This is a genomic window from Ruegeria sp. AJ12 (assembly GCF_056536245.1).
In genome coordinates, this window is sequence record NZ_JBQFJJ010000001.1 from 2,562,907 (window position 1) to 2,581,940 (window position 19,034).

Genomic DNA, 19,034 nt, shown 5'->3' on the forward strand with positions numbered 1-19,034 from the left:
GAGGAGGAGCAAATTATGTCGGAACATGACAACAAACTGAACATCACACGCCGCGGGATGCTGGGGGCAACCGCCACCGGCGCCGTGCTGGCCGGGACTGGTCTGGGCTCGACCCTGATGACCGCGAAACAGGCCAGCGCTGCGGCAAATGCCAACCTCGAACCCGGTGAACTGGACGAATACTACGGCTTCTGGTCCTCGGGTCAGACCGGTGAGTTGCGCATTCTGGGCTTCCCGTCCATGCGCGAGCTGATGCGGATACCGGTCTTCAACCGCTGTTCGGCCACCGGCTGGGGTCAGACCAACGAGTCGCTGAAAATCATGACCGATGGCCTGTTGCCGGAAACCAAGGAGTTTCTCGCCAAGCGCGGCATGAAAACCTATGACAACGGTGACCTTCACCACCCGCATATGTCGTTCACCGACGGCACCTATGACGGCCGCTACCTGTTCATGAACGACAAGGCCAACACCCGTGTCGCCCGTGTGCGCTGCGATGTGATGAAATGCGACAAGATCACCGAGATCCCGAATGCCAAGGCGATCCACGGTCTGCGTCCGCAGAAATTCCCGCGCACCGGCTATGTCTTTGCCAACGGCGAAGATGAAACCCCGCTGGTCAATGATGGCAGCGTGCTGGACGATCCGTCGCAATACGTGAACATCTTCACCGCGCTGGACGGCGACACCATGGAAGTCGCGTGGCAGGTGATCGTGTCGGGCAACCTCGACAACACCGACTGCGACTATCAGGGCAAATACGCCTATTCGACCTCGTATAACTCGGAAATGGGGATGAACCTGGCCGAGATGACCGAGAACGAGATGGACCATGTGGTTGTCTTCAACCTCGCGGAAATCGAGGCCGGGATCGAAGCCGGTGACTATCAGGAGTTGAAAGGCGTCAAAGTTCTGGACGGACGTAAGGGTCAGAACAAGAAATACACCCGCTACATCCCGATCCCGAACTCGCCGCACGGCATCAACACCGCGCCGGACGGCAAGCACGTCTGCATCAACGGCAAGCTGTCGCCCACCGTGTCGATCATGGACGTGACCAAACTGGACGCTCTGTTCGAAAGCGATGTGGACCCGCGGTCCTGCATTGTCGGTGAGCCGCAATTGGGTCTCGGTCCGCTTCACACCGCCTTTGACGGTCAGGGCAACGCGTTCACCACGCTGTTCCTCGACAGTCAGATCGTGCGGTGGAACATCGACAAGGCCATCGAGGCCTACGGTGGCGCAGATGTGGACCCGATCATCTCGAAGGTCGACGTGCACTATCAGCCGGGCCACAACTCGACCTCCATGGGTGAAACCAAAGAGGCCGACGGCAAATGGCTGATTTCGATGAACAAGTTCTCGAAAGACCGCTTCCTGAACGTGGGTCCGCTGAAGCCCGAGAACGAGCAGTTGATCGATATCTCGTCGGATGAGATGAAGGTGGTCCACGACGGTCCGACCTTTGCCGAGCCGCATGACTCGATCATCGTTCGGAGTGACATCGTGAACCCGGTCAATGTCTGGGATCGCGCCGACGTCACGTGGGAAGACGCTCGTATCCAGGCCGAGGCCGATGGCGTCGATCTGGAAGAAGGTGCCGAGGAACCGATCCGGGATGGCAACAAGGTGCGGGTCTATATGACATCGCAGGCGCCGACCTTCAGCCTTGAGAAGTTCACCGTCAAACAGGGTGACGAGGTGACGGTTTACGTTACCAACCTTGACGACGTGGACGACGTGACCCACGGCTTCTGCCTTGGCAACTACGGCATCGCCTTCGAGATTGCGCCCTTGGCCACAGCGTCGGTCACCTTTACCGCCGACCGTCCGGGCGTGCATTGGTTCTATTGCCAGTGGTTCTGCCACGCGCTGCACATGGAAATGCGCGGCCGGATGCTGGTCGAACCGCAGGGAGCATAACCCATGCGTTGGCCCCTGCTCATATCGCTCCTGCTCGGCTCGCCCCTTTGGGCGGCGGACTGGGATGTGCCCAATCGGGCGGGGGCCATCAATGAGATACTGGCGCAGGCGGCGGATGGGGACACCCTCCGCCTGAGCCCCGGTGTTTACACCGAAACGCTTGTGCTGGACCGGCCCGTCACCATCGACGGGCTGGGACAGGCCACAATCGACGGACAGGGCGAAGGCAGCGTCATCACTGTGACCGGGCCGGGCGTGACGGTGCGCGGTCTGACGGTGATCGGCTCAGGCTCGAGCCATGACGGCATCGACAGCGGTATCCAACTGACCAAGACGGCCAAAGCGCCGGTGATCGAGGATAACGTGCTTCTGGGCAACCTCTACGGCGTTGACATTCACGGGGCCAAGGACAGCATCGTGCGTGGCAACCGGATCGAAGGTCGGCAAGACCGGCGGATGAATGACCGTGGCAACGGCGTCTATGTCTGGAACGCGCCGGGTGCGGTGGTTGAAGGCAATGACATCCGCTATGGCCGTGACGGGGTTTTTGTGAACTCGTCCAAGAAAAACACCTTTACCGGCAACCTGTTCCGCGATCTGCGCTTTGCCGTGCATTACATGTATGCCGACGACTCGGTCGTCAGCGACAATGTCTCAATCGGCAACGATCTGGGCTATGCGGTGATGTTTTCGACCAATGTGAAAGTGGCCGACAATGTCTCCATCGGCGACCGCGAACACGGTGTAATGCTGAACTACGCCAACAAGAGCATCATCACCGGCAATGTCGTCAAAGGTGCGAAAGAGAAGTGTACCTTCCTCTACAACTCCAACAAAAACGCATTCACCGACAACTGGTTCCAGGGATGCGGCATCGGCATCCACTTTACCGCTGGCAGCGAACGCAACCAGATCGTCGGAAACGCCTTTGTCGGCAATCGGACCCAGGTAAAATACGTTTCGACCAAATGGGTCGAGTGGTCCGAGGACGGGCGCGGCAACTACTGGTCCGATTTCGCCGCCTATGACGTGGATGGCAACGGCATCGCCGACGCCCCCTATCGCCCCAATGACTCGATGGACCATGTGCTGTGGACCCAACCCGCAGCCAAATTGTTGCTCGGCTCGCCTGCCGTGCAGCTGGTGCGCTGGTCGCAATCGGCTTTCCCGGCTCTGCTGCCGGGCGGCGTGATGGACAGCAACCCATTGATGCAAGCCCCTGAACCCCCAGCTATGAAAAAGGTGCCTCATGACGGATAAGGCCCTGTCAATTGACAATGTCTGCAAGGACCGCGGGAAAACCCGCGTTCTGGACGATATCACCCTGTCCCTTGCCCCCGGCCAGCGCGTCGCGCTGCTGGGCCATAACGGCGCGGGCAAATCCACCCTGATCAAATCCATCCTCGGCCTGACGCCGATCCAGGGCGGAGCCATTTGGATCGGAAACGCGACCCCCGGCAGCGCACAGGCGCGCAGAGAAACGGCGTATCTGCCCGAGGCGGTGTCGTTTCATCCGGCTTTGACCGGACGAGAACAGCTGACGCTGTTTGCAAAATTGTCCGGTTCAAAGGAAGACGTGCCTGCCCTGCTGGAGCGTGTCGGCCTGAGCGATGCGCTGGACCGCCGGATCGGAGCCTATTCCAAGGGGATGCGGCAACGTCTCGGTCTGGCGCAGGTGCTGCTGGGCCAACCGAAAGTGGCGCTGCTGGATGAACCGACAAGTGGGCTGGACCCGATATCGCGGCAGGACCTTTACGCCATCATCGACGAGTTGGCAGCCCATGGCACCGCCGTCCTGATCGCCTCTCATGCGCTGACAGAGGTCGAGGCCAGAACCGACCGCATCGCCATCATGCGCAAAGGCCGGATGGTGGCGGATGACACGCTGACCAACCTGTCGGCCTTGGCAGGGTTGCCGATCCGGTTGCGGGTGCGCGCCAGCACCAACCCAGATGCGCTTGCCGCCGAACTGGGCGGCAACCGGATAAACGGCGCCTCGGTCGAGTTGCTGTGTTCCCCGGATGACAAGATGGAGGCCCTCCGCCGCATCGCTGGGATGGGCGATGCGGTGGCGGATGTGGAAATGACCCCACCCAAACTGGAAGACCTCTATCGCCACTATGCACAGGAGGAGAGGCTATGACCCGCTTCCTCGCCATCACCCGCACCGAGATGCTGATCCTGCGCCGCAACCGCTGGCTGCTGGTTGCCACCCTGATCATGGTTCTGTTTGCATTGGCGCTGACCTTTGCGGGCAGCGCCCCAACCGGCACTCTGGGGGTCGATATGCTGACTGTCTCGGTCGCCTCGATGACCACGCTGTCGGTCTACCTCGCGCCATTGCTGGCACTGATGATCGCTTTCGACGCCATCGCCGGTGACGTGGATCGGGGCAGCCTGTCGCTGCTGCTATCCTACCCCGCAGGACGCGGAGAGATTTTGCTGGGCAAGTTCACTGCCCATCTGGCGGCGCTGGCTTTCGCCATGACCATAGGCTTTGGCACTGCAGGCGCGGTGGCCGCATGGTTCGGCGGTGCCGGGCCGGAAAGCCTGATGGCGCTGGTCCGTCTCATCCTCACCTCGATCCTGCTGGGCGCCGTGTTTCTGGCGCTGGGATACCTGCTGTCTGCCCTGGCAAAGGGGGCCACGGCGGCGGCGGGTCTGTCGGCCGGGCTCTGGCTGGTCTTTGTCGTTCTCTATGATCTGGGGCTGTTGGGAGCCGTGGTCATGGACGACGGCGGCACCTTCACCCAATCCGTCTTTCCATGGGTGATGGTGGCCAACCCGGCCGACGCGTTCCGTCTGTGGAACATCGCCGCAACCGAAGGCGTCGCCATGGCGTCCGGCATGACCGGCGCGGCACAGGCCCTGCCCGTCTGGGCCGCACCCGCCTCGCTGTTGATCTGGCCGGTCCTGGGCTTCTTGCTCGCCCGCCTCGCGTTTCGGAGGGTTGAGCCATGACACGTCTTGCCCTGATCGCGCTGGTCGCACTTGCGGCCTGCAAGGAAGAGGTGGCCGTTGCGCCCGACCCGGTTGACCTGACGCCCGATGCCCTGAGCTTCTTCTGTCAGATGAACGTCGCCGAACATGGCGGGCCCAAGGGGCAGATCCATCTGGAGGGGTACCCCTCACCGCTGTTCTTTGCGCAGGTTCGCGACATGGTGGCCTATCTGAAAAGCCCTGAACGCGATGCCGAAATCACCGCCATCTATGTCAGTGACATGGGGGTCGCGCCCAGCTGGCGGCAGCCGGGGATTTCCAACTGGATCGCCGCAGATGGCGCGACGTTTGTCGTTGGCGCAGATGTGGCTGGCGGCATGGGTGCGCGTGAGGTGGTCCCGTTTGCTGCGCCCACCGATGCCGACGCTTTCATCGCCCGGTATGGCGGTGCGGCCCTGCCTCTTTCCGATATCCCGGCGACCGAAGTGCTGGGTCCGGTCGATCTGGAATTGAAACTGGAGACACCTTCATGACCCACCTGTCCCGCAGACGTTTCCTGACAATTTCAGCCGCCTGTGCCGCCCTACCCGCACGAGCCCACTCGGCACCCGCCACTCATTGGCGCGGGTCTGCCCTGGGTGCTTCGGCCAGCCTGCGCCTCGAAGGGCTCACTGAAACACAGGCCGCGCCGATTGTTGCCGCTGTCGAGGCGGAACTGGCGCGCCTGGAAGACATATACAGCCTGTATCGCCCGTATTCGGAACTGAGCCGGTTGAACCGCGACGGCCAACTGGTTGATCCCGCGCCCGAGTTGCTGCGTTTGCTCAGCTTGTGCTCGGCGCTGCACACAGCTTCCGACGGCGCGTTTGACCCCAGCGTTCAGCCGCTCTGGTCCGCTCTGGCCAGCGGCGCCGGCCCATCTGAGATCAACGCAGCCAAGGACACGATTGGCTGGCACAAGGTGGTCTTTGATACGGACGCCATTCACTTGCCGACACCCGGTGTCTCGGCTCTGACGCTGAATGGCATCGCGCAAGGGGAGATCACGGATCGAATTGCGGCCTTGCTCAGAACTTTCGGCCTGCAGAACGTGCTGGTGAACACAGGTGAAATCATGGCGATGGGTCGGCGTGGTGATGGAAACACCTGGCGTGTCGGATTGGCCGGGCCGAACCGCGTTGTCAAAAGACAGTTGCAGTTGCGCGACCGGGCGGTCGCCACCTCGGTTCCGGACGCATCGCGCCTGCAAAACAAGGTCGGGCATATTCTGGACCCGGGCGGCAGCAGCCCCCATCACCGGGCCTTGTCAGTTTCGGCACCCGAAGCGGTCATTGCAGACGGTCTTTCAACTGCGCTGTGTCTGGTGCCGCCACAAAAAGTGGACGCTGTCCTGCGTCAATTCCCGGATGCCCGGTTGGAAATGCAGATCTGACACAGGCCAGCCGCCAGACAGTCTGAGCCCCTTCGTTGCGTCAAACTCTTGGAGCTGTAAAACAAGCTTATGACCGAACGGATGGAACCCGCCGGGACGGACCCGGCGGCTCTGCAGCACAGCGAAGAGGCACAAGAGCGTCTAACGCTGGCGGAACAGCGCGGGCTTAGCCTTGCGATTGGCTGCCGCACGCTTATCACTGCGGCGGCTTTTGCGTGGTATCTGGGGACGGCCTTTTTGTTCCCGGAGTCAACCACACGCGCGATCACGACTCTGGTTTTACTGGGGTTCACCGCAATCGGTGCCGCGCATCTGCTGGTGATCGGGACCCGGTTTGACCGGTTGTGGATGAAATACACCGTCTATGCGCTCGACACACTGTCGATCTGCGCATTGTTCGCGGCGGTGCCCATCAGCCGCGCCGATGACGTGCCTCAGATCATCGCCTTTCGCGCCTATGGCATATACTATCTGTTTCCCCTGATCGCGCTGGCCTGCCTGAGCCTGTCGTGGCGACTGGTACTATGGACCGGCACCCTTGCCGTCATAGGGTGGTGGGCGGCCTTTCTTTGGGTGTCGGTGCCGATGGAAAACACGCTGTCCTGGTCGGACATTCCGTCGACGGCAACGCGCGAAATGTACGAGCAGGTTTTCCTGTCGATTGATTTCATTGGGCGCGGTAACCGTATCGAGGAAACAGCCATGCTCTTTTTTGCGACGCTGGCCTTGTCCCTCGCCGTCTACCGCGCCCGGTCGGTATTCTTTGCGCAAGTGACAGCCGATATCGAGTGGCGACGGGAACGTGCTGCGCGCGAGCGCGTCTCAAACCTGTTCGGCAAATACGTTCCGCAGGAAATCGCGCAGAGTCTGATCGCAGACGAGGCACCTTTGAAACCGCAGAGATGCCACGGGACGGCGCTGATCATGGATATCGCGGGGTTCACGGAATTCTCCGCGCAATATGATCCGAACGATGTGATCGACCGTCTGGACAAGTTCCTTGCCGACGCAACAGGTGCGGTGACCGCAGAGAAAGGCGTGGTGATTTCCTACCTGGGGGACGGGTTTCTCGTTACGTTCAACGCGCCTGTGGCGGTACAGGTACCAGAGGCCGCAGCCGTGCGGGCCGCGTTCGCGCTGCAACCGATTGCAGTCGCACATGAATTCTCTATCCGGATCGGCATTGCGAGTGGTGATTTGGTCACCGGCACCATCGGATCGGATACGCGAAAATCGTTCACGGTCTATGGCGATGCCGTTAACCTCGCCGCCCGGCTGGAAGGCCAATGCAAGGCGCTGGATGCTGATATCTTGGTCGACGCCGCAACGCAGGCGGCTTTGGACAATCGTAAACCGTTCAAGCCTATGGGAAGTATACCCATCAAGGGGTTGGAGCAGCCCGTTGACGTATTCGGGTTCAAGCCAGACTAAGTTGCTTTTACGCGCAGGCAGACTGAAGCTAACTTGCCTCCTGAGGCGCTGTCATGGAGATGTCAAAAACCCGGTCAAACCAGTTTGATGTATCTTTCCAGCCTTTGTCATAGGTCAGGAACACCGCCCGACTGAAACTGGGCGCCTGCGACAAGTGAAACAGCCGTTTTTGGGCAAGCTGGTCCCAAACGAGACGCTCTGGCAGATAGGCGCTGCCGCCGACTCGCAAAACGTGCTGCAACGCGATGCTCGCATTGCCAAAGCTGATGCGTGCCGTGTCGGCGTCGGCATACGCAATGGCATGGTCGCGCCCAAACGCCTCGCCCCCGTCGACATAGACATATGTCGGATTGAACCGAAGGGCGCTGTCGGGGTCGTCGGAAACCAGAACCAGCTCGTCCGGGGTCAGCGCAATCTGATCCTGTTTCTGTGAGCAGGCCGACCGATAGGTGAAGGCCATTTCGGACTTCCCCTCGTCCAACCACTTGGTGACATCTGCCTGGCTGCCGAGCCAGATGGAGACCCCGACATCCGGGCACAGATCCATCAAGCTTTGCGCAAACCGCTCTCCCAGGTTCGGCCATAGATCAAATTCGCATGCCAGATTGCAGACCCCGGACGTGCCGTCCGGCAGTGCAGTTTCCTGCCGGGCCTGTTGCCAGAGGTTCACAATCGTGTCCGCGTAGCGGCGCAGAGTGACGCCCGCTGCCGTCAGCGTGGCACCGGACTTGTTGCGGATCAGAAGCGTTTGCCCCAACTCGTCCTCAAGAGATTTCAAACGCGCCGTGACTGTGGACTGTGTGACGTTCAGAACTTCCGATGCGCGCACCAGACTGCCCGTGTCGACGATTGCCAAAAAAGTACGGAGTTCTTGCAAGTTCATCTCCCTTAATTCGAACTTTCCGAATTTAATGTCCAATATTATTTGATATCTTGCTGTGTTTTTCGCTGCTACCGTCGCTTTAAAGGAGGACGGTAGGACCATGATCCAGGTTGAACGGGAGAGTTTCATCGCGGCGATGCGCAACGTGGCCAGCAGCGTCAGCGTGGTCACAACCGATGGGCAGGCGGGCCGGTACGGTGCAACGGTATCCGCGTTCTGTTCGGTGTCAGCCGATCCACCCAGCGTTCTTGTCTGCTTACACGCCGCATCCCGGATCGCGCATTTTGTTGCCAAAAATGGTGTATTTTGCGTGAATGTTCTGCCTCAGGGCGCATCGGCCATCGCGGATCGATTTGCCGGCAAGCATGACGCCAGTGTTGCAAACCGGTTTGACGGGATAGATGTCAGCGGCCCGGTTCCGATGCTGCCCAGCGCCACGGCCCTAAACTGCACCGTGACCCGAACAACGCAGGAAGGCAGCCACCTGATCTGTTTTGGGCGCGTGACAGAGGTTACGCTGGGGTATGAAACACCCCTCACCTACCTGGCGGGTCAGTACCGGCCCATTGCCATGCAAGAGGTGCCGCGTTGACCACCGAAATCTAGAAAATGCTGATCGATAACGCATGGGTGGAGGCCGGGATGCACGCGGTTTATGACTACACCCGCGCCAAAACCGTCTGGATGAACCTGTCCGATGACCCGGTCCCCAACCCATTCACGCCGCACTGAGACAAACAAGGTGACAGTATGAAGTTTCATTTGGCCATCAATCTGGAGCGTATGGACCCGTCGACCTGCATAAAGGCCGTTCGCGATCACACGATTGACATGGTGAAGATGGCGGATCAGGCCGGGTTTGAAATCGCCTGGGCTGCCGAGCACCACGCGCTGGAAATGACCATCGCGCCGAACCCGTTTCAGATCCTGACCTGGTGGGCCGATCACACCGAAAACATCCGGCTGGGATGCGGGGTCGCCAACGCCGCCTACTGGCATCCGATCAACCTGGCCGGTGAGGCGGCCATGGTCGATCTGCTGTCGGACGGACGGCTGGAGTTGGGCCTTGGGTCCGGGGCATATCAGCGCGAGTTCGACAGGATGCATCCCGGGCTGGATCAGAAAGACAGCTACAAGTTCATGCAGGAAATGCTGCCGCTGGTGCGCGACCTCTGGAGAGGTGACGTGGAACACAACGGTGACAAGTGGCAGTTCCCCAAGGCGACCGCCTGCCCCAAACCGGTGCAGGAGATGGTGCCGATGTGGGTTGCAGCACGCTCGCCCATCACCTTTGACTACGCGGTCGCCAATGACTGCAACGTGATGTGCTGGCCGCTGACGATGCCGATGGCAGAGGCCGAGAAATACAAATCTCAATTGGACGAAAGCATCGCAAAAGCAGGCGGTTGGAACGGAACCTTAGCGCTGATGCGTCATACGGCGGTCTACGACACCGAGGATGACCGTGCAAAGTCCATCGAAGCAGTTCGCAATGTACTCGGTCAATTCGGCAACCTGATGATGAAAAAGGGTGATGTCCTGAATGGGTTCCCCGAGCGTGTTCCGCTGGAAGAGTTGGACGGCAATGTGCGAGTCGACCCGGACATGCTGGAAGAAAACCTGATGCTGGGATCACCGGACCAGGTCATTGCGAAACTAAAGGCTTACGAAGCCTTGGGCGTCGACGCCTTCATCTATTACGCCTCAATGGGTCTCGATCTGGACGTGCAAAAACAGTCCATGAACCTGTTTATCAACGAAGTTATGCCAGAGTTCGCGTGATGCTGCCCATATTCAAGACACCCGAGACTCGGCGGACCTTGCTACATATGCAAACCACCTATGAACAAGGCGGGAAACCGTTGAGCCGCCAACCGAGGTGATCGCCGCGATTACTTGCGACGACCACCGGGGCGGGCAGGCGCAATTTTTCGCCAGCGGGCAGCGGCCCGGCAAGAAAGGCCCTCCGCCCGGCCCTGGCACCGTGGTCCGACACATCAAATACGCGGTTGCACATCGGGTTGTGCCGTCGAACAGACCATGCCCGCGACAGCAGGCGTATCACCGCATGAGCGTTGTTTCTCCAATTGCGCGAGCCGCTTCGGCGGATCATCGCGTGTAAGTTGGATGTCATTGGTGTGTCTTCCCGCGAGGACCTAGCCTTGTTGCCGACGAATCATTCTTCTCAAAAGGAGTGGCCGGCATGACCCCCCATCGCATAGCCGCCTGTGTTTCCGTAGCTGTCGTGATTTCAGGAATTGGTGCCGCGTCAGTTGCGGAATCACAGGAAGGTAACTCGTTTTTTGACCCGTTTGACACGCTGGATCAAAGCCGCTGGTTTGTCTCCAGCGGGTGGGCCAATGGCGATCACCAAAGCTGTCTCTGGCACCGAAACCGAGTGCAGGTTGAGGATGGCACGCTGTTGCTGTCCCTGACGGATCACCCAAAACAGGATCGTGACCTCAGTTGCGGTGAAGTTCAAACGAATGCGCGCTTCGGATACGGAACCTTCGAAGCCCGTATGAAAGTACCCTATGCGCGCGGCATGAATGCCAACATGTTCACCTTTATCGGTGCGCCGCAGGATCGGCCACACAATGAAATCGATTTTGAGTTCATTGCCCCGCACGGGCCAACACTCCAGACCAATTTTCATTTTCGCGGCAGCAGCAACAATACCGACTTGCTGCCGATGCCGGACGATGCGGCGTTTCACGACTATGCCTTTATCTGGGAGCCGGGCCGGATACGTTGGTACATCGATGGGGAGCTGATCCGCGATGTGCGCGACGGCGATCTGCCGAACGAGCCGCAAAAGATGTATCTGAGCCTGTGGTCGACCGATACGCTGATCGACTGGATGGGCGCGTTCGACCCGAGTTCTGCCCCGCAGGTTCTGGAAATCGACTGGGCTGCGTTTACCGCGTTAGGGACCGGGTGCGCGTTTGAGCAGTCCGTCTTGTGTGCAGACGGGGTTGATGCACCGTCATGAAGGAGCCCACGCGCATTGAGCTGTTCTTGCTACACATGCCACCTGTATGCCTAATTTTCTGTCACCGCTCTGCGGCTTGCCCTGCATCGCACAGGTTTTGCTTGTTTTCGAAGGACCCTGAACGTCAAGTGACAGGAGGCCTCGCCTCAGGGTTGCGCCGCCCGTGGGTCAAGGACAGCTTTCCCTTTCTGTGGTCGCCCAAACGAATCTGGCTATGGCCACTCCCGATCACCGCGATGCCGGATGAAACCAACCCACAGGCCAAAACTGGATGAACATTGCACTGGCCTCAATCATCGATCCTGAACGGAACACCGCCTATGTTGTCCCGGCCGTGGCGCTATCGATGGTTGTTTTTGCCTATTCACAGAATTTTGGACCCCTTTCCATTCTCGCCTTTTATGGCTGCTGGCTGTTTCCCTTTGTGCTGGCGCCCCGCATCCTGCTGGGCCGTCCCTGGCCCGTCGTTTTTCTGCTGGTGATCCCGCTTTACTTTGCACTGTCCACATTGTGGAGCGACGCCCCCGCCACGACACTGCGGGCGTCAATCCAGTATGGCATTACGGTGTTCGCCGGCTTGGTGGCAGCACGAATAACCTCGGTTGCGAATCTGGCGCTGGGGGGCGTTGTCGGTGGGCTTGTCGTGCTTCTCTATTCGGCAGCAAACGGCGGGTATTCCTACGATTACATCGACGGTGACTTTGCCTTTAACGGCGCGTTCTCCTCAAAAAACCAACTTGGATATTTTGCCACGCTTGCGATCATTTTCTCCGTGTCGCTCGTCTGGATATTCAGGTCGCAGCGCGCCCTGATACCCATTTCAGCCGCCACGGCCGCAGCCGGAATTGTGATGTTGTGGATGTCGGATTCTGCCACGTCCCTGCTCTCGGCAATTGCGGCATTCGCTGCAATTCTGTTCGTCGGGTTTGTATTGCTTCTGGCACCCTGGCTGCGGCGGGCCACCGTTTTGCTGGCGGTTGCCGGGTTGGGTGCACTTGCTCTCGCATCCTACCAGTTGGGCGCTTTCGATGCGCTGCTTGCGGCCTTTGGCAGAGATGCCAGCCTGACTGGCCGCACCTATTTGTGGAGCGTCGCCTTTGACGTCGGGGCCGAACAGCCGGTGCTCGGCCTTGGATACAATGCCTTTTGGGTGCACGGGCGTCCGGCGGCGGAAACGCTGTGGGCCGAATTTTACATTACGGCGCGCACCGGCTTTCATTTCCACAATCTGCTTATCGAGACATATGTCGGGACCGGCTTGGTCGGGTTGGGACTGGTCACGGGGCTGTGCCTGCTGTTGGTCATCATGCCACTCAGCGCAGCCATTGGTCGTGGCAGCGTCGGTTCGATCATGTTCTTTTCGGGTCTGGCCGTCCTGTTTCTGGTGCGGTCGGTCGCCGAGGTCGATTTTGTGACGCCCCACACCGTCGGGTCGTTTCTGGTGGCGTTCATTCTTTTGCGTTTGTTCGACCACAACCACAGTGTCCGCCACGCAACTTACCTGTCGCGACCCACACGGCGAACGCGACACCCATCCTTGGGCTGGACCGCAGGGGTACCGGAATGAATGAACCTGTGAAAGAAAGACGCATACACTGGACAAAAGACAACGCGCATCTGCTTGCCGGTTACCGGGACGAACCGCGTGTCGATCTCGGCGCGATGATCCGGGCCGTTCGGCGACAGGTTCCGTTGACCATCACATGTGCCGCAATTGGAGCCGCCATCGCGGTCGCAATGATCCTTGGTTCGGTGCCCCGGTATACGGCTGTCGAGACGGTATTGCTGGACGAAGAGCGCGCCGAGTTGCTGAATGAAGTGTCTCCGTTGCCCAACGCCGTCCGGTCAGACACGGCGGTGCAAAGCGAAATAGAGATCATCAAATCCCGGGCGCTGGCTTACGAGGTCGTTGACATGCTTGGGCTTGAGCAGGACGCGGATTTTCTGTCCCCGCCAATCGGAGCGACAGAGAAAGTGAGCCGCCTGATCTCGTCGGTGACGCGACCTCTGGCACAGCTTTTGACGCCTGCGCCCCCTGCCCGGCCTGAAACCACCTCTGCTGACACGGACACAAGCGGCAGACCCGAAACCGCGATCCCTGAGCTCAATCTGGAAGTCACGGATCGGGATCGTGCGGCAGGGATTTTACGCGACCGGCTGTCGGTGTCGCGCTCAGGCCGTAGTCTGGTCATCGAAATCGGGTTTTCCGACTTTGATCCGAGACGTGCCGCTCTGATCGCGCGCGGCTATGGGTCGGCTTATGAGAGCTTTCAGCTATCAACGACAAATGAGGTTGCCGCCAAAGCCGAAGCTTGGCTGCGCGAGCGCCTTGACGTGCTGGAGGACAAGAGCATCAAGGCGGCCTCTGAGCTTCAGGAATTCCGCGCCGCGAACGATCTGATTCAGGTGCGTGGCGATCTGCTGACGGAACAACAGCAATCCGAGCTGGCCAGCGAGTTGGTTACCGCATCGGCGTCTGCGGCCGAGGCGGAGGCTTACCTGGAGAGTCTCGAATCCCTTCTTCTGCGGGTCACGAACGACGAGGAAATCGTCGCCATGCCTTTTGTCGAGGGTCTTGTCGCAGGCGGCAATGAGGAACTGCGGCGCGACTATCTGGATGCCAACCAAAACTATCGCCGGATTGTCAGCCAGTTCGGCGCCGAGCATCCGCAAGCGCAACAATTGAACGCGCGGATTGAGGTTCTGGGTAATGCCCTGAGGGTCGAACTGGAACAGGCGACCGAAGCAGCCCGCGTTGCGTACAACATGGCGCGGGGCCGGGAACAATCGCTGCGGTCTGATCTGGCGGCCACAACAGACACGTCAGATTTGAACGTAGCACTGCGCGGCAGGTTGCAACAGCTTGAAGCGATCGCGGAAACCTACGCGCAGGTCTATCGTGACTACCTCGCCAGGTTGGAAGTCACGATGCAGCAACAGAATTTCCCCATAGCCTCAATCAAGATCATCTCCCCTGCGGAAATCCCAAGAGATCCGTCTAGCCCCCGCAAAAAGGCGATGTTGTTTGCGGGTCTGTTGCTTGGTGGCCTTCTGGGCGCGCTGATCGGTGCCGGACGGGAACTGGTCCCAAGCCCGGTTCGAACCGCCTCGGCGCTGCGGCAAGAGACCGGCCTGACTTGTGCGGGCCTGCTGCCGGATAAGAAGAGCCTGAGCGACAAAGCTGCGGCTGGTACAAGAACACGAACTCTGGAACGGCTGGCGCAGGCTTGCGAGGCCAATCTGCACAAATCTTCAGGTGTGCTGATTGGCGTGGCGCCCCTGCTGACGGGCTTGGCCAACCCTCAGGAGTTACCAGTGGAATTGGCCAAACGCCTATCCCGGCAGGGCGAGCGCAAGGTCTTGCTGATTCATGAAGACACGTCACCCGCAACCTTGCCCCATACGACGCCAAACGGGATCGAAACCGTTGGTTTGCAGAGTGCCGTCGACAGCTTCAAGGACCCGAACCGCTCCACGCTTGACGCCAACGATCTGAGCCAGTTGGCCGATGAACTGCGTGCCAAATACGATTTTGTCGTGATTGCGATGCGACCCTTGGGTCAGTCGAATCAATCTGACCCGCATGCATGGGCCTTTGACGTGACCATCCTGCGCATTGCATGGGGCAAGGTTCTGCCAGGTTTTATATCCGACGCGCTGCTTGATCACCCTCGGTTCAGCACTGCGCTGCTCACTACGGTCTTGGAAGATGCAAACCTTGCCACGGCAAGAAAATACATAAGCCCGGGCAGCTACGAGGAGTTCAGGGTCAATGCGTAGAAACTGGCTTTTCAGGGCTTTTTCCGCTGCGCGTCTGTGTACTGCTATTGCGTTTGCTTTGAGCGTGCTGAGTTCGGGCGGGGCCTTTGCACAAACCGAGCCCGGGACCGGGATTTTAGCCGAGCAGAAGATTGGGCCACAACAGACACTGGAAATCAGCGTTGGGCGATGGGATCCTGTCGACGAAGCCTTTGTCGCGTGGGACGCGATAGGCGGCTCTTTTCTCGTCAGCTCCACGGGTACGGTGGGTCTGCCCCTTGTCGGCAGGGTACAGGCTGCGGGCATGACCCCTGATGAACTGGGCGCGGACCTTTCGCGGCGCATTCAGGATCGCATGGGGCTTCGCAGCGATGTTCAGGCCATTGTTACTATTTCAGAATTTGCCCCGGTCTACGTTCTAGGCGATGTTCGGTCCCCGGGGGCCTATCCGCATGTCCCGGGTATGACCGTGCTGCAGGTGCTGAGCCTGTCCGGTGGTGTGGAACAAGCCTCGTCGGCCTTGGTTCGGGGCGAGCGCAATGCGGTAACCGCGCTTGGCAATTACCGGATTTCTGAACTGGAACTGATGCGGCGCCTGGCGCGTCTTGCGCGGCTGGAAGCTGAAGAGAGCGGCAAACAAATCGAAGTGCCACCTGAGTTGGAGTCATCCGCTCTTGGCGCTGAACTGATCGCCCAGGCACGCAAGATCATGGCGTCCCAACAGTCGGCTTTTGCGTCGAACCTTGCCCAGATCGAGGACCTTGAGGCGCTTTTACTGGAGCGGATCGCCCGACTGCAGCAACAGGCAGACCTGCGCGAGCGGCAGTTGAGCCTGTTGAATGAGGAACTGGAAAACGCGGCCAGCCTTGTGGAGCGCGGCCTGTCGACCGTCACGCGGGAAAGCAATCTGCAGCGGGCGGTAACCGATCAGCAGGTTCGGCTGCTCGAAGTAGAAACGGCGCAGCTGAGCGCCGAGCAGCGGCTGAACGAAACGCGCCGCGACAGGCTGGACCTGACCAATCAGCGCGACCGTGAGCGGGTTCAGGGCCTGCAGGAGGAACGGGCTGCCATAGCCGAGTTGCGCGTCAGAATGGAGACCGAGGCCGCCCTGTTTGCGGAATCGAACCGGACCGGCAATGGGCTGGTGGATCTGTCAAAACTGGTGTCCGCAACGTTGCAGATCACGCGGAGCGGCCCAGATGGGATCATCACCTTTGACGTCGATCGCAACGATCCGATCGAAGGTGGGGACGTTCTGGAGGTTGTCCTGTCCGCACCACCACCCAACGATGTCATACCGGTTCACCGCCTGGCACCAAAGGGAAATTGACACGTCGCTGGAACTATGGCGCACCGCCGCTGATAATCTCCAACAGGCGGTCAATCTGACGTTCAGGTGCCATTTCGGGCCGTTTTGCATGCTCCAGCGCGGCCCGTGACACAGAGGCATAGGCCTGATCATCGTGCCAAAGGCTACGCACCGCATTGGCCCAGACGTCTATAGGAGCGTGCCGGTCCAACAGGACGCCGCCGGGACCGACGGCTTCCGGCAGGCCACCAATCTTTGATGCGATCACCGGAATGCCACTAACCTGTGCTTCGGCGGCGATGCGACCAAACGCTTCTTCCCACTGACTGGGTGCTAGAACAATCCGGGCATCTTTGTACACCGTTCGCATATCGTTGGTGGACGGACGAAGCGTCACATTCGGAAGTTTGCGCAGGTTATCCTGCAAATCCGCTTCTTGTTCGGCTGACAGACCCCACCCCCTGACAAACACAAATGGAATTTCCGGGCACGCCCCGGCGACCTTCAGCGCGATATCGACGCCCTTGTTCGGATGGGGGTTGATGAAAGTCACATTCTGACATGTTGTTGTCGTTCGATATTTCTCTGCCTCGATCATGGGGTGGATGACGCTGGCCGAGACCCCCTGCGTTTCTTCAAACCTCTCAGCGGTAAAGTTTGAATTTGCGATGAAACCGCAATTGGACAGGTGCCTGAGCGACCCTCCCAGATCCTCGGTTTCGACATTGCGCAGATAGACAAACGTGCGCGTCGCCGCCCGGTCAATCGATTGCGCGAGAAGTACCGGCAACCGGGATTGGAAAATCGCGACATCGGCGCCGAAATCGGTCACGACCTGACGCGCGGCCCTTTCAGCGAACCAGGCGCGGAAGACCGGATAGCCCAATCCCTCGTCACAGACATAACCACGCCGTGAAAGCTTCAAAGCAAACCGTCCACGCAAGCCCAGCCAGCCGTCCCCGGTCAAACCGGCGAGGACACCTACGGAATGCCCGCGCGCCTTCAGCCTGTTGACCAGTTCCTGTGTGCTGGTCTGTGCCCCGCCAACCATCTGCGGCAGATAGGGATGGGCGCTTCCGAAGAGAATGCGCATCAGCCGTCTTGAGCCATTGTGAACGAGACAACGCAGAAGTCACAGCAAATACCGTGACAAGCCGGCAAATGCCGACCCGCGCGACTCAGAGCAAAAAACACGATACATTGCCGAGTCGGTTCGGGTCGCAACATGCGAATCCTGTTCATTATCAAGTTAAGCAACTCTCGTATTGCGCGAGTCAGGTTGCAATGGGGTTGGCAGGCGGGCCGGATGCGGTTTTCTTAAATTGCCTTCCATTCGTGCATGCAGAACAGCCGAAGTCAAAAGATACACCGGGTTTGGTCGGAGATGTGCGGAAATCGGGCGAAAGTCCATTCAGCCATAGGCGGTGCTTTGCTTGATTCCATAATCGAGTTTGCAATCGCAGCGATTGTCATACCCTTCTTGTGTGCAGGTGCAAGAAGGGACGTGTTAACGAGGACAATCCGGTATGGATCACTTTCGCCGGCATCGGATGGTGCCTTTTGGTGATCGTCTTTGCAACTTTAGGCAGCATGAGCGCTGATCAACAGCGCCAGGCACTTAAGACAAAAGGATGGAGTGTGATGAAACCGATAGAGACAGAGGCAGCCCCTGCCGAGGGCATGATTCCGTCAGTCGCACGAACGCGTCACGTTATCTGGATCCGCCCTGCGCTGCAGGCGGCACCGGTGGGCGGACTGACCAAACGGTCACTCGACATCGCCGTAGCCGCGGTCATGCTGATTGTGTTGTCGCCACTATTGGCGGGTCTTGCGCTGCTGGTCTTAAGCACCTCACCGGGGCCGATCTTTTATCGCCACCGCAGGATCGGTTACAGAGAACGGGCGTTCGGCTGCCTGAAGTTTCGGACCATGGCTACGAATGGTGATGAGGTTCTTCGCCAGCACCTGCAACGAAGCCCGCAAGCACGCCTGGAATGGGAAGAGACCCAGAAACTGCGCGACGATCCCCGTGTTACGCCGGTCGGACACGTGCTGCGCAAGCTCAGTCTGGATGAACTGCCGCAGCTCTACAACGTCCTGCGCGGGGACATGAGCCTGGTCGGCCCCCGTCCAATTCTCAGTGAGGAACTGCGTCGCTATGGGCCGTCCAGACGGTACTACCTGCGTGCACGGCCGGGTATTACCGGACTGTGGCAGGTCAATGGTCGTAGCACCACAACCTACAAACGCAGGGTTGCCTATGATCGCGCCTATGTCACAAACGCCAGCACGACGCTCGATATCGCCATTCTCGCACAAACTCTGCCTGCGGCGATGCGGTCGACGGAAACGTCGTGAGTTTATG

17 protein-coding genes are annotated in these 19,034 nt (G+C 59.5%); 15 read left to right on the forward strand and 2 right to left on the reverse strand.

The features are described from left to right. Positions 1-15 precede the first annotated feature (15 nt). The 7 genes from nosZ (at position 16) to ACR3E0_RS12990 (ending at position 7,726) form a co-directional block, all read left to right on the forward strand. On the forward strand, positions 16-1,923 hold the full coding sequence (gene nosZ, locus ACR3E0_RS12960) for a TAT-dependent nitrous-oxide reductase (RefSeq protein ID WP_480479229.1): 1,908 nt from the start codon (positions 16-18) through the stop codon (positions 1,921-1,923). A 3-nt stretch (positions 1,924-1,926) separates the two neighbouring features. Next, positions 1,927-3,183, forward strand: coding sequence for a nitrous oxide reductase family maturation protein NosD (locus ACR3E0_RS12965; protein WP_480479230.1), 1,257 nt, complete (start codon positions 1,927-1,929; stop codon positions 3,181-3,183). Beyond that, the gene (locus ACR3E0_RS12970) at positions 3,173-4,066 is read left to right on the forward strand and encodes an ABC transporter ATP-binding protein (RefSeq protein WP_480479231.1); all 894 of its coding nucleotides are present in this window, start codon (positions 3,173-3,175) and stop codon (positions 4,064-4,066) included. Before ACR3E0_RS12965 ends, ACR3E0_RS12970 begins: the two co-directional genes overlap by 11 nt. After that, positions 4,063-4,884 carry an ABC transporter permease gene (locus tag ACR3E0_RS12975; RefSeq protein ID WP_480479232.1) on the forward strand — a complete coding sequence of 274 codons (822 nt, stop codon included), beginning with the start codon at positions 4,063-4,065 and terminating at the stop codon, positions 4,882-4,884. The genes ACR3E0_RS12970 and ACR3E0_RS12975 overlap by 4 nt, the downstream gene beginning before the upstream one ends. Further along, positions 4,881-5,396, forward strand: a complete 516-nt coding sequence (locus ACR3E0_RS12980) for a nitrous oxide reductase accessory protein NosL (RefSeq protein ID WP_480479233.1) — start codon at positions 4,881-4,883, stop codon at positions 5,394-5,396. The genes ACR3E0_RS12975 and ACR3E0_RS12980 overlap by 4 nt, the downstream gene beginning before the upstream one ends. Next, positions 5,393-6,295 carry an FAD:protein FMN transferase gene (locus tag ACR3E0_RS12985; protein ID WP_480479234.1) on the forward strand — a complete coding sequence of 301 codons (903 nt, stop codon included), beginning with the start codon at positions 5,393-5,395 and terminating at the stop codon, positions 6,293-6,295. Before ACR3E0_RS12980 ends, ACR3E0_RS12985 begins: the two co-directional genes overlap by 4 nt. Positions 6,296-6,364: 69 nt before the next feature. Beyond that, entirely contained in the window at positions 6,365-7,726 is a 1,362-nt protein-coding gene (locus ACR3E0_RS12990; protein ID WP_480479235.1) for an adenylate/guanylate cyclase domain-containing protein, read from the forward strand. A 28-nt stretch (positions 7,727-7,754) separates the two neighbouring features. Here the strand turns inward: ACR3E0_RS12990 and ACR3E0_RS12995 are convergent, their stop codons facing one another. Further along, on the reverse strand, positions 7,755-8,609 hold the full coding sequence (locus ACR3E0_RS12995) for a LysR family transcriptional regulator (protein WP_480479236.1): 855 nt from the start codon (positions 8,607-8,609) through the stop codon (positions 7,755-7,757). 100 nt (positions 8,610-8,709) lie between these two features. Here ACR3E0_RS12995 and ACR3E0_RS13000 point away from each other — a divergent pair, with 100 nt between their 5' ends. The 7 genes from ACR3E0_RS13000 to ACR3E0_RS13030 all read left to right on the forward strand — a co-directional run bounded on the left by ACR3E0_RS13000 (position 8,710) and on the right by ACR3E0_RS13030 (position 16,690). Further along, on the forward strand, positions 8,710-9,201 hold the full coding sequence (locus ACR3E0_RS13000) for a flavin reductase family protein (RefSeq protein WP_480479237.1): 492 nt from the start codon (positions 8,710-8,712) through the stop codon (positions 9,199-9,201). Between the two features lie 17 nt (positions 9,202-9,218). Then, positions 9,219-9,341 carry a hypothetical protein gene (locus ACR3E0_RS13005; RefSeq protein WP_480479238.1) on the forward strand — a complete coding sequence of 41 codons (123 nt, stop codon included), beginning with the start codon at positions 9,219-9,221 and terminating at the stop codon, positions 9,339-9,341. 18 nt (positions 9,342-9,359) lie between these two features. Further along, positions 9,360-10,391, forward strand: a complete 1,032-nt coding sequence (locus ACR3E0_RS13010) for an LLM class flavin-dependent oxidoreductase (RefSeq protein ID WP_480479239.1) — start codon at positions 9,360-9,362, stop codon at positions 10,389-10,391. A 421-nt stretch (positions 10,392-10,812) separates the two neighbouring features. Further along, positions 10,813-11,601, forward strand: a complete 789-nt coding sequence (locus ACR3E0_RS13015; protein WP_480479240.1) for a family 16 glycosylhydrolase — start codon at positions 10,813-10,815, stop codon at positions 11,599-11,601. Between the two features lie 271 nt (positions 11,602-11,872). Then, on the forward strand, positions 11,873-13,168 hold the full coding sequence (locus ACR3E0_RS13020) for an O-antigen ligase family protein (RefSeq protein ID WP_480479241.1): 1,296 nt from the start codon (positions 11,873-11,875) through the stop codon (positions 13,166-13,168). Then, entirely contained in the window at positions 13,165-15,381 is a 2,217-nt protein-coding gene (locus ACR3E0_RS13025; RefSeq protein ID WP_480479242.1) for an exopolysaccharide transport family protein, read from the forward strand. The genes ACR3E0_RS13020 and ACR3E0_RS13025 overlap by 4 nt, the downstream gene beginning before the upstream one ends. After that, complete coding sequence (locus tag ACR3E0_RS13030) at positions 15,374-16,690, forward strand: polysaccharide biosynthesis/export family protein (RefSeq protein ID WP_480479243.1); 1,317 nt, start codon at positions 15,374-15,376, stop codon at positions 16,688-16,690. The genes ACR3E0_RS13025 and ACR3E0_RS13030 overlap by 8 nt, the downstream gene beginning before the upstream one ends. Positions 16,691-16,703: 13 nt before the next feature. Here ACR3E0_RS13030 and ACR3E0_RS13035 read toward each other — a convergent pair whose 3' ends face one another. Beyond that, the gene (locus ACR3E0_RS13035) at positions 16,704-17,762 is read right to left on the reverse strand and encodes a glycosyltransferase (protein WP_480479244.1); all 1,059 of its coding nucleotides are present in this window, start codon (positions 17,760-17,762) and stop codon (positions 16,704-16,706) included. A 548-nt stretch (positions 17,763-18,310) separates the two neighbouring features. Between ACR3E0_RS13035 and ACR3E0_RS13040 the strand changes: the two genes are divergently transcribed. After that, on the forward strand, positions 18,311-19,027 hold the full coding sequence (locus ACR3E0_RS13040) for a sugar transferase (protein ID WP_480479245.1): 717 nt from the start codon (positions 18,311-18,313) through the stop codon (positions 19,025-19,027). Positions 19,028-19,034 lie beyond the last annotated feature (7 nt).

What these genes read in the sequence shown, in the direction of transcription:
- nosZ (WP_480479229.1), top strand. Translation starts at nt 16, where the DNA reads ATGTCGGAACATGACAACAAACTGAACATCACACGCCGCGGGATGCTG.
- ACR3E0_RS12965 (WP_480479230.1), top strand. Translation starts at nt 1,927, where the DNA reads ATGCGTTGGCCCCTGCTCATATCGCTCCTGCTCGGCTCGCCCCTTTGG.
- ACR3E0_RS12970 (WP_480479231.1), top strand. Translation starts at nt 3,173, where the DNA reads ATGACGGATAAGGCCCTGTCAATTGACAATGTCTGCAAGGACCGCGGG.
- ACR3E0_RS12975 (WP_480479232.1), top strand. Translation starts at nt 4,063, where the DNA reads ATGACCCGCTTCCTCGCCATCACCCGCACCGAGATGCTGATCCTGCGC.
- ACR3E0_RS12980 (WP_480479233.1), top strand. Translation starts at nt 4,881, where the DNA reads ATGACACGTCTTGCCCTGATCGCGCTGGTCGCACTTGCGGCCTGCAAG.
- ACR3E0_RS12985 (WP_480479234.1), top strand. Translation starts at nt 5,393, where the DNA reads ATGACCCACCTGTCCCGCAGACGTTTCCTGACAATTTCAGCCGCCTGT.
- ACR3E0_RS12990 (WP_480479235.1), top strand. Translation starts at nt 6,365, where the DNA reads ATGACCGAACGGATGGAACCCGCCGGGACGGACCCGGCGGCTCTGCAG.
- ACR3E0_RS12995 (WP_480479236.1), bottom strand. Translation starts at nt 8,609, where the DNA reads ATGAACTTGCAAGAACTCCGTACTTTTTTGGCAATCGTCGACACGGGC.
- ACR3E0_RS13000 (WP_480479237.1), top strand. Translation starts at nt 8,710, where the DNA reads ATGATCCAGGTTGAACGGGAGAGTTTCATCGCGGCGATGCGCAACGTG.
- ACR3E0_RS13005 (WP_480479238.1), top strand. Translation starts at nt 9,219, where the DNA reads ATGCTGATCGATAACGCATGGGTGGAGGCCGGGATGCACGCGGTTTAT.
- ACR3E0_RS13010 (WP_480479239.1), top strand. Translation starts at nt 9,360, where the DNA reads ATGAAGTTTCATTTGGCCATCAATCTGGAGCGTATGGACCCGTCGACC.
- ACR3E0_RS13015 (WP_480479240.1), top strand. Translation starts at nt 10,813, where the DNA reads ATGACCCCCCATCGCATAGCCGCCTGTGTTTCCGTAGCTGTCGTGATT.
- ACR3E0_RS13020 (WP_480479241.1), top strand. Translation starts at nt 11,873, where the DNA reads ATGAACATTGCACTGGCCTCAATCATCGATCCTGAACGGAACACCGCC.
- ACR3E0_RS13025 (WP_480479242.1), top strand. Translation starts at nt 13,165, where the DNA reads ATGAATGAACCTGTGAAAGAAAGACGCATACACTGGACAAAAGACAAC.
- ACR3E0_RS13030 (WP_480479243.1), top strand. Translation starts at nt 15,374, where the DNA reads ATGCGTAGAAACTGGCTTTTCAGGGCTTTTTCCGCTGCGCGTCTGTGT.
- ACR3E0_RS13035 (WP_480479244.1), bottom strand. Translation starts at nt 17,762, where the DNA reads ATGCGCATTCTCTTCGGAAGCGCCCATCCCTATCTGCCGCAGATGGTT.
- ACR3E0_RS13040 (WP_480479245.1), top strand. Translation starts at nt 18,311, where the DNA reads ATGAAACCGATAGAGACAGAGGCAGCCCCTGCCGAGGGCATGATTCCG.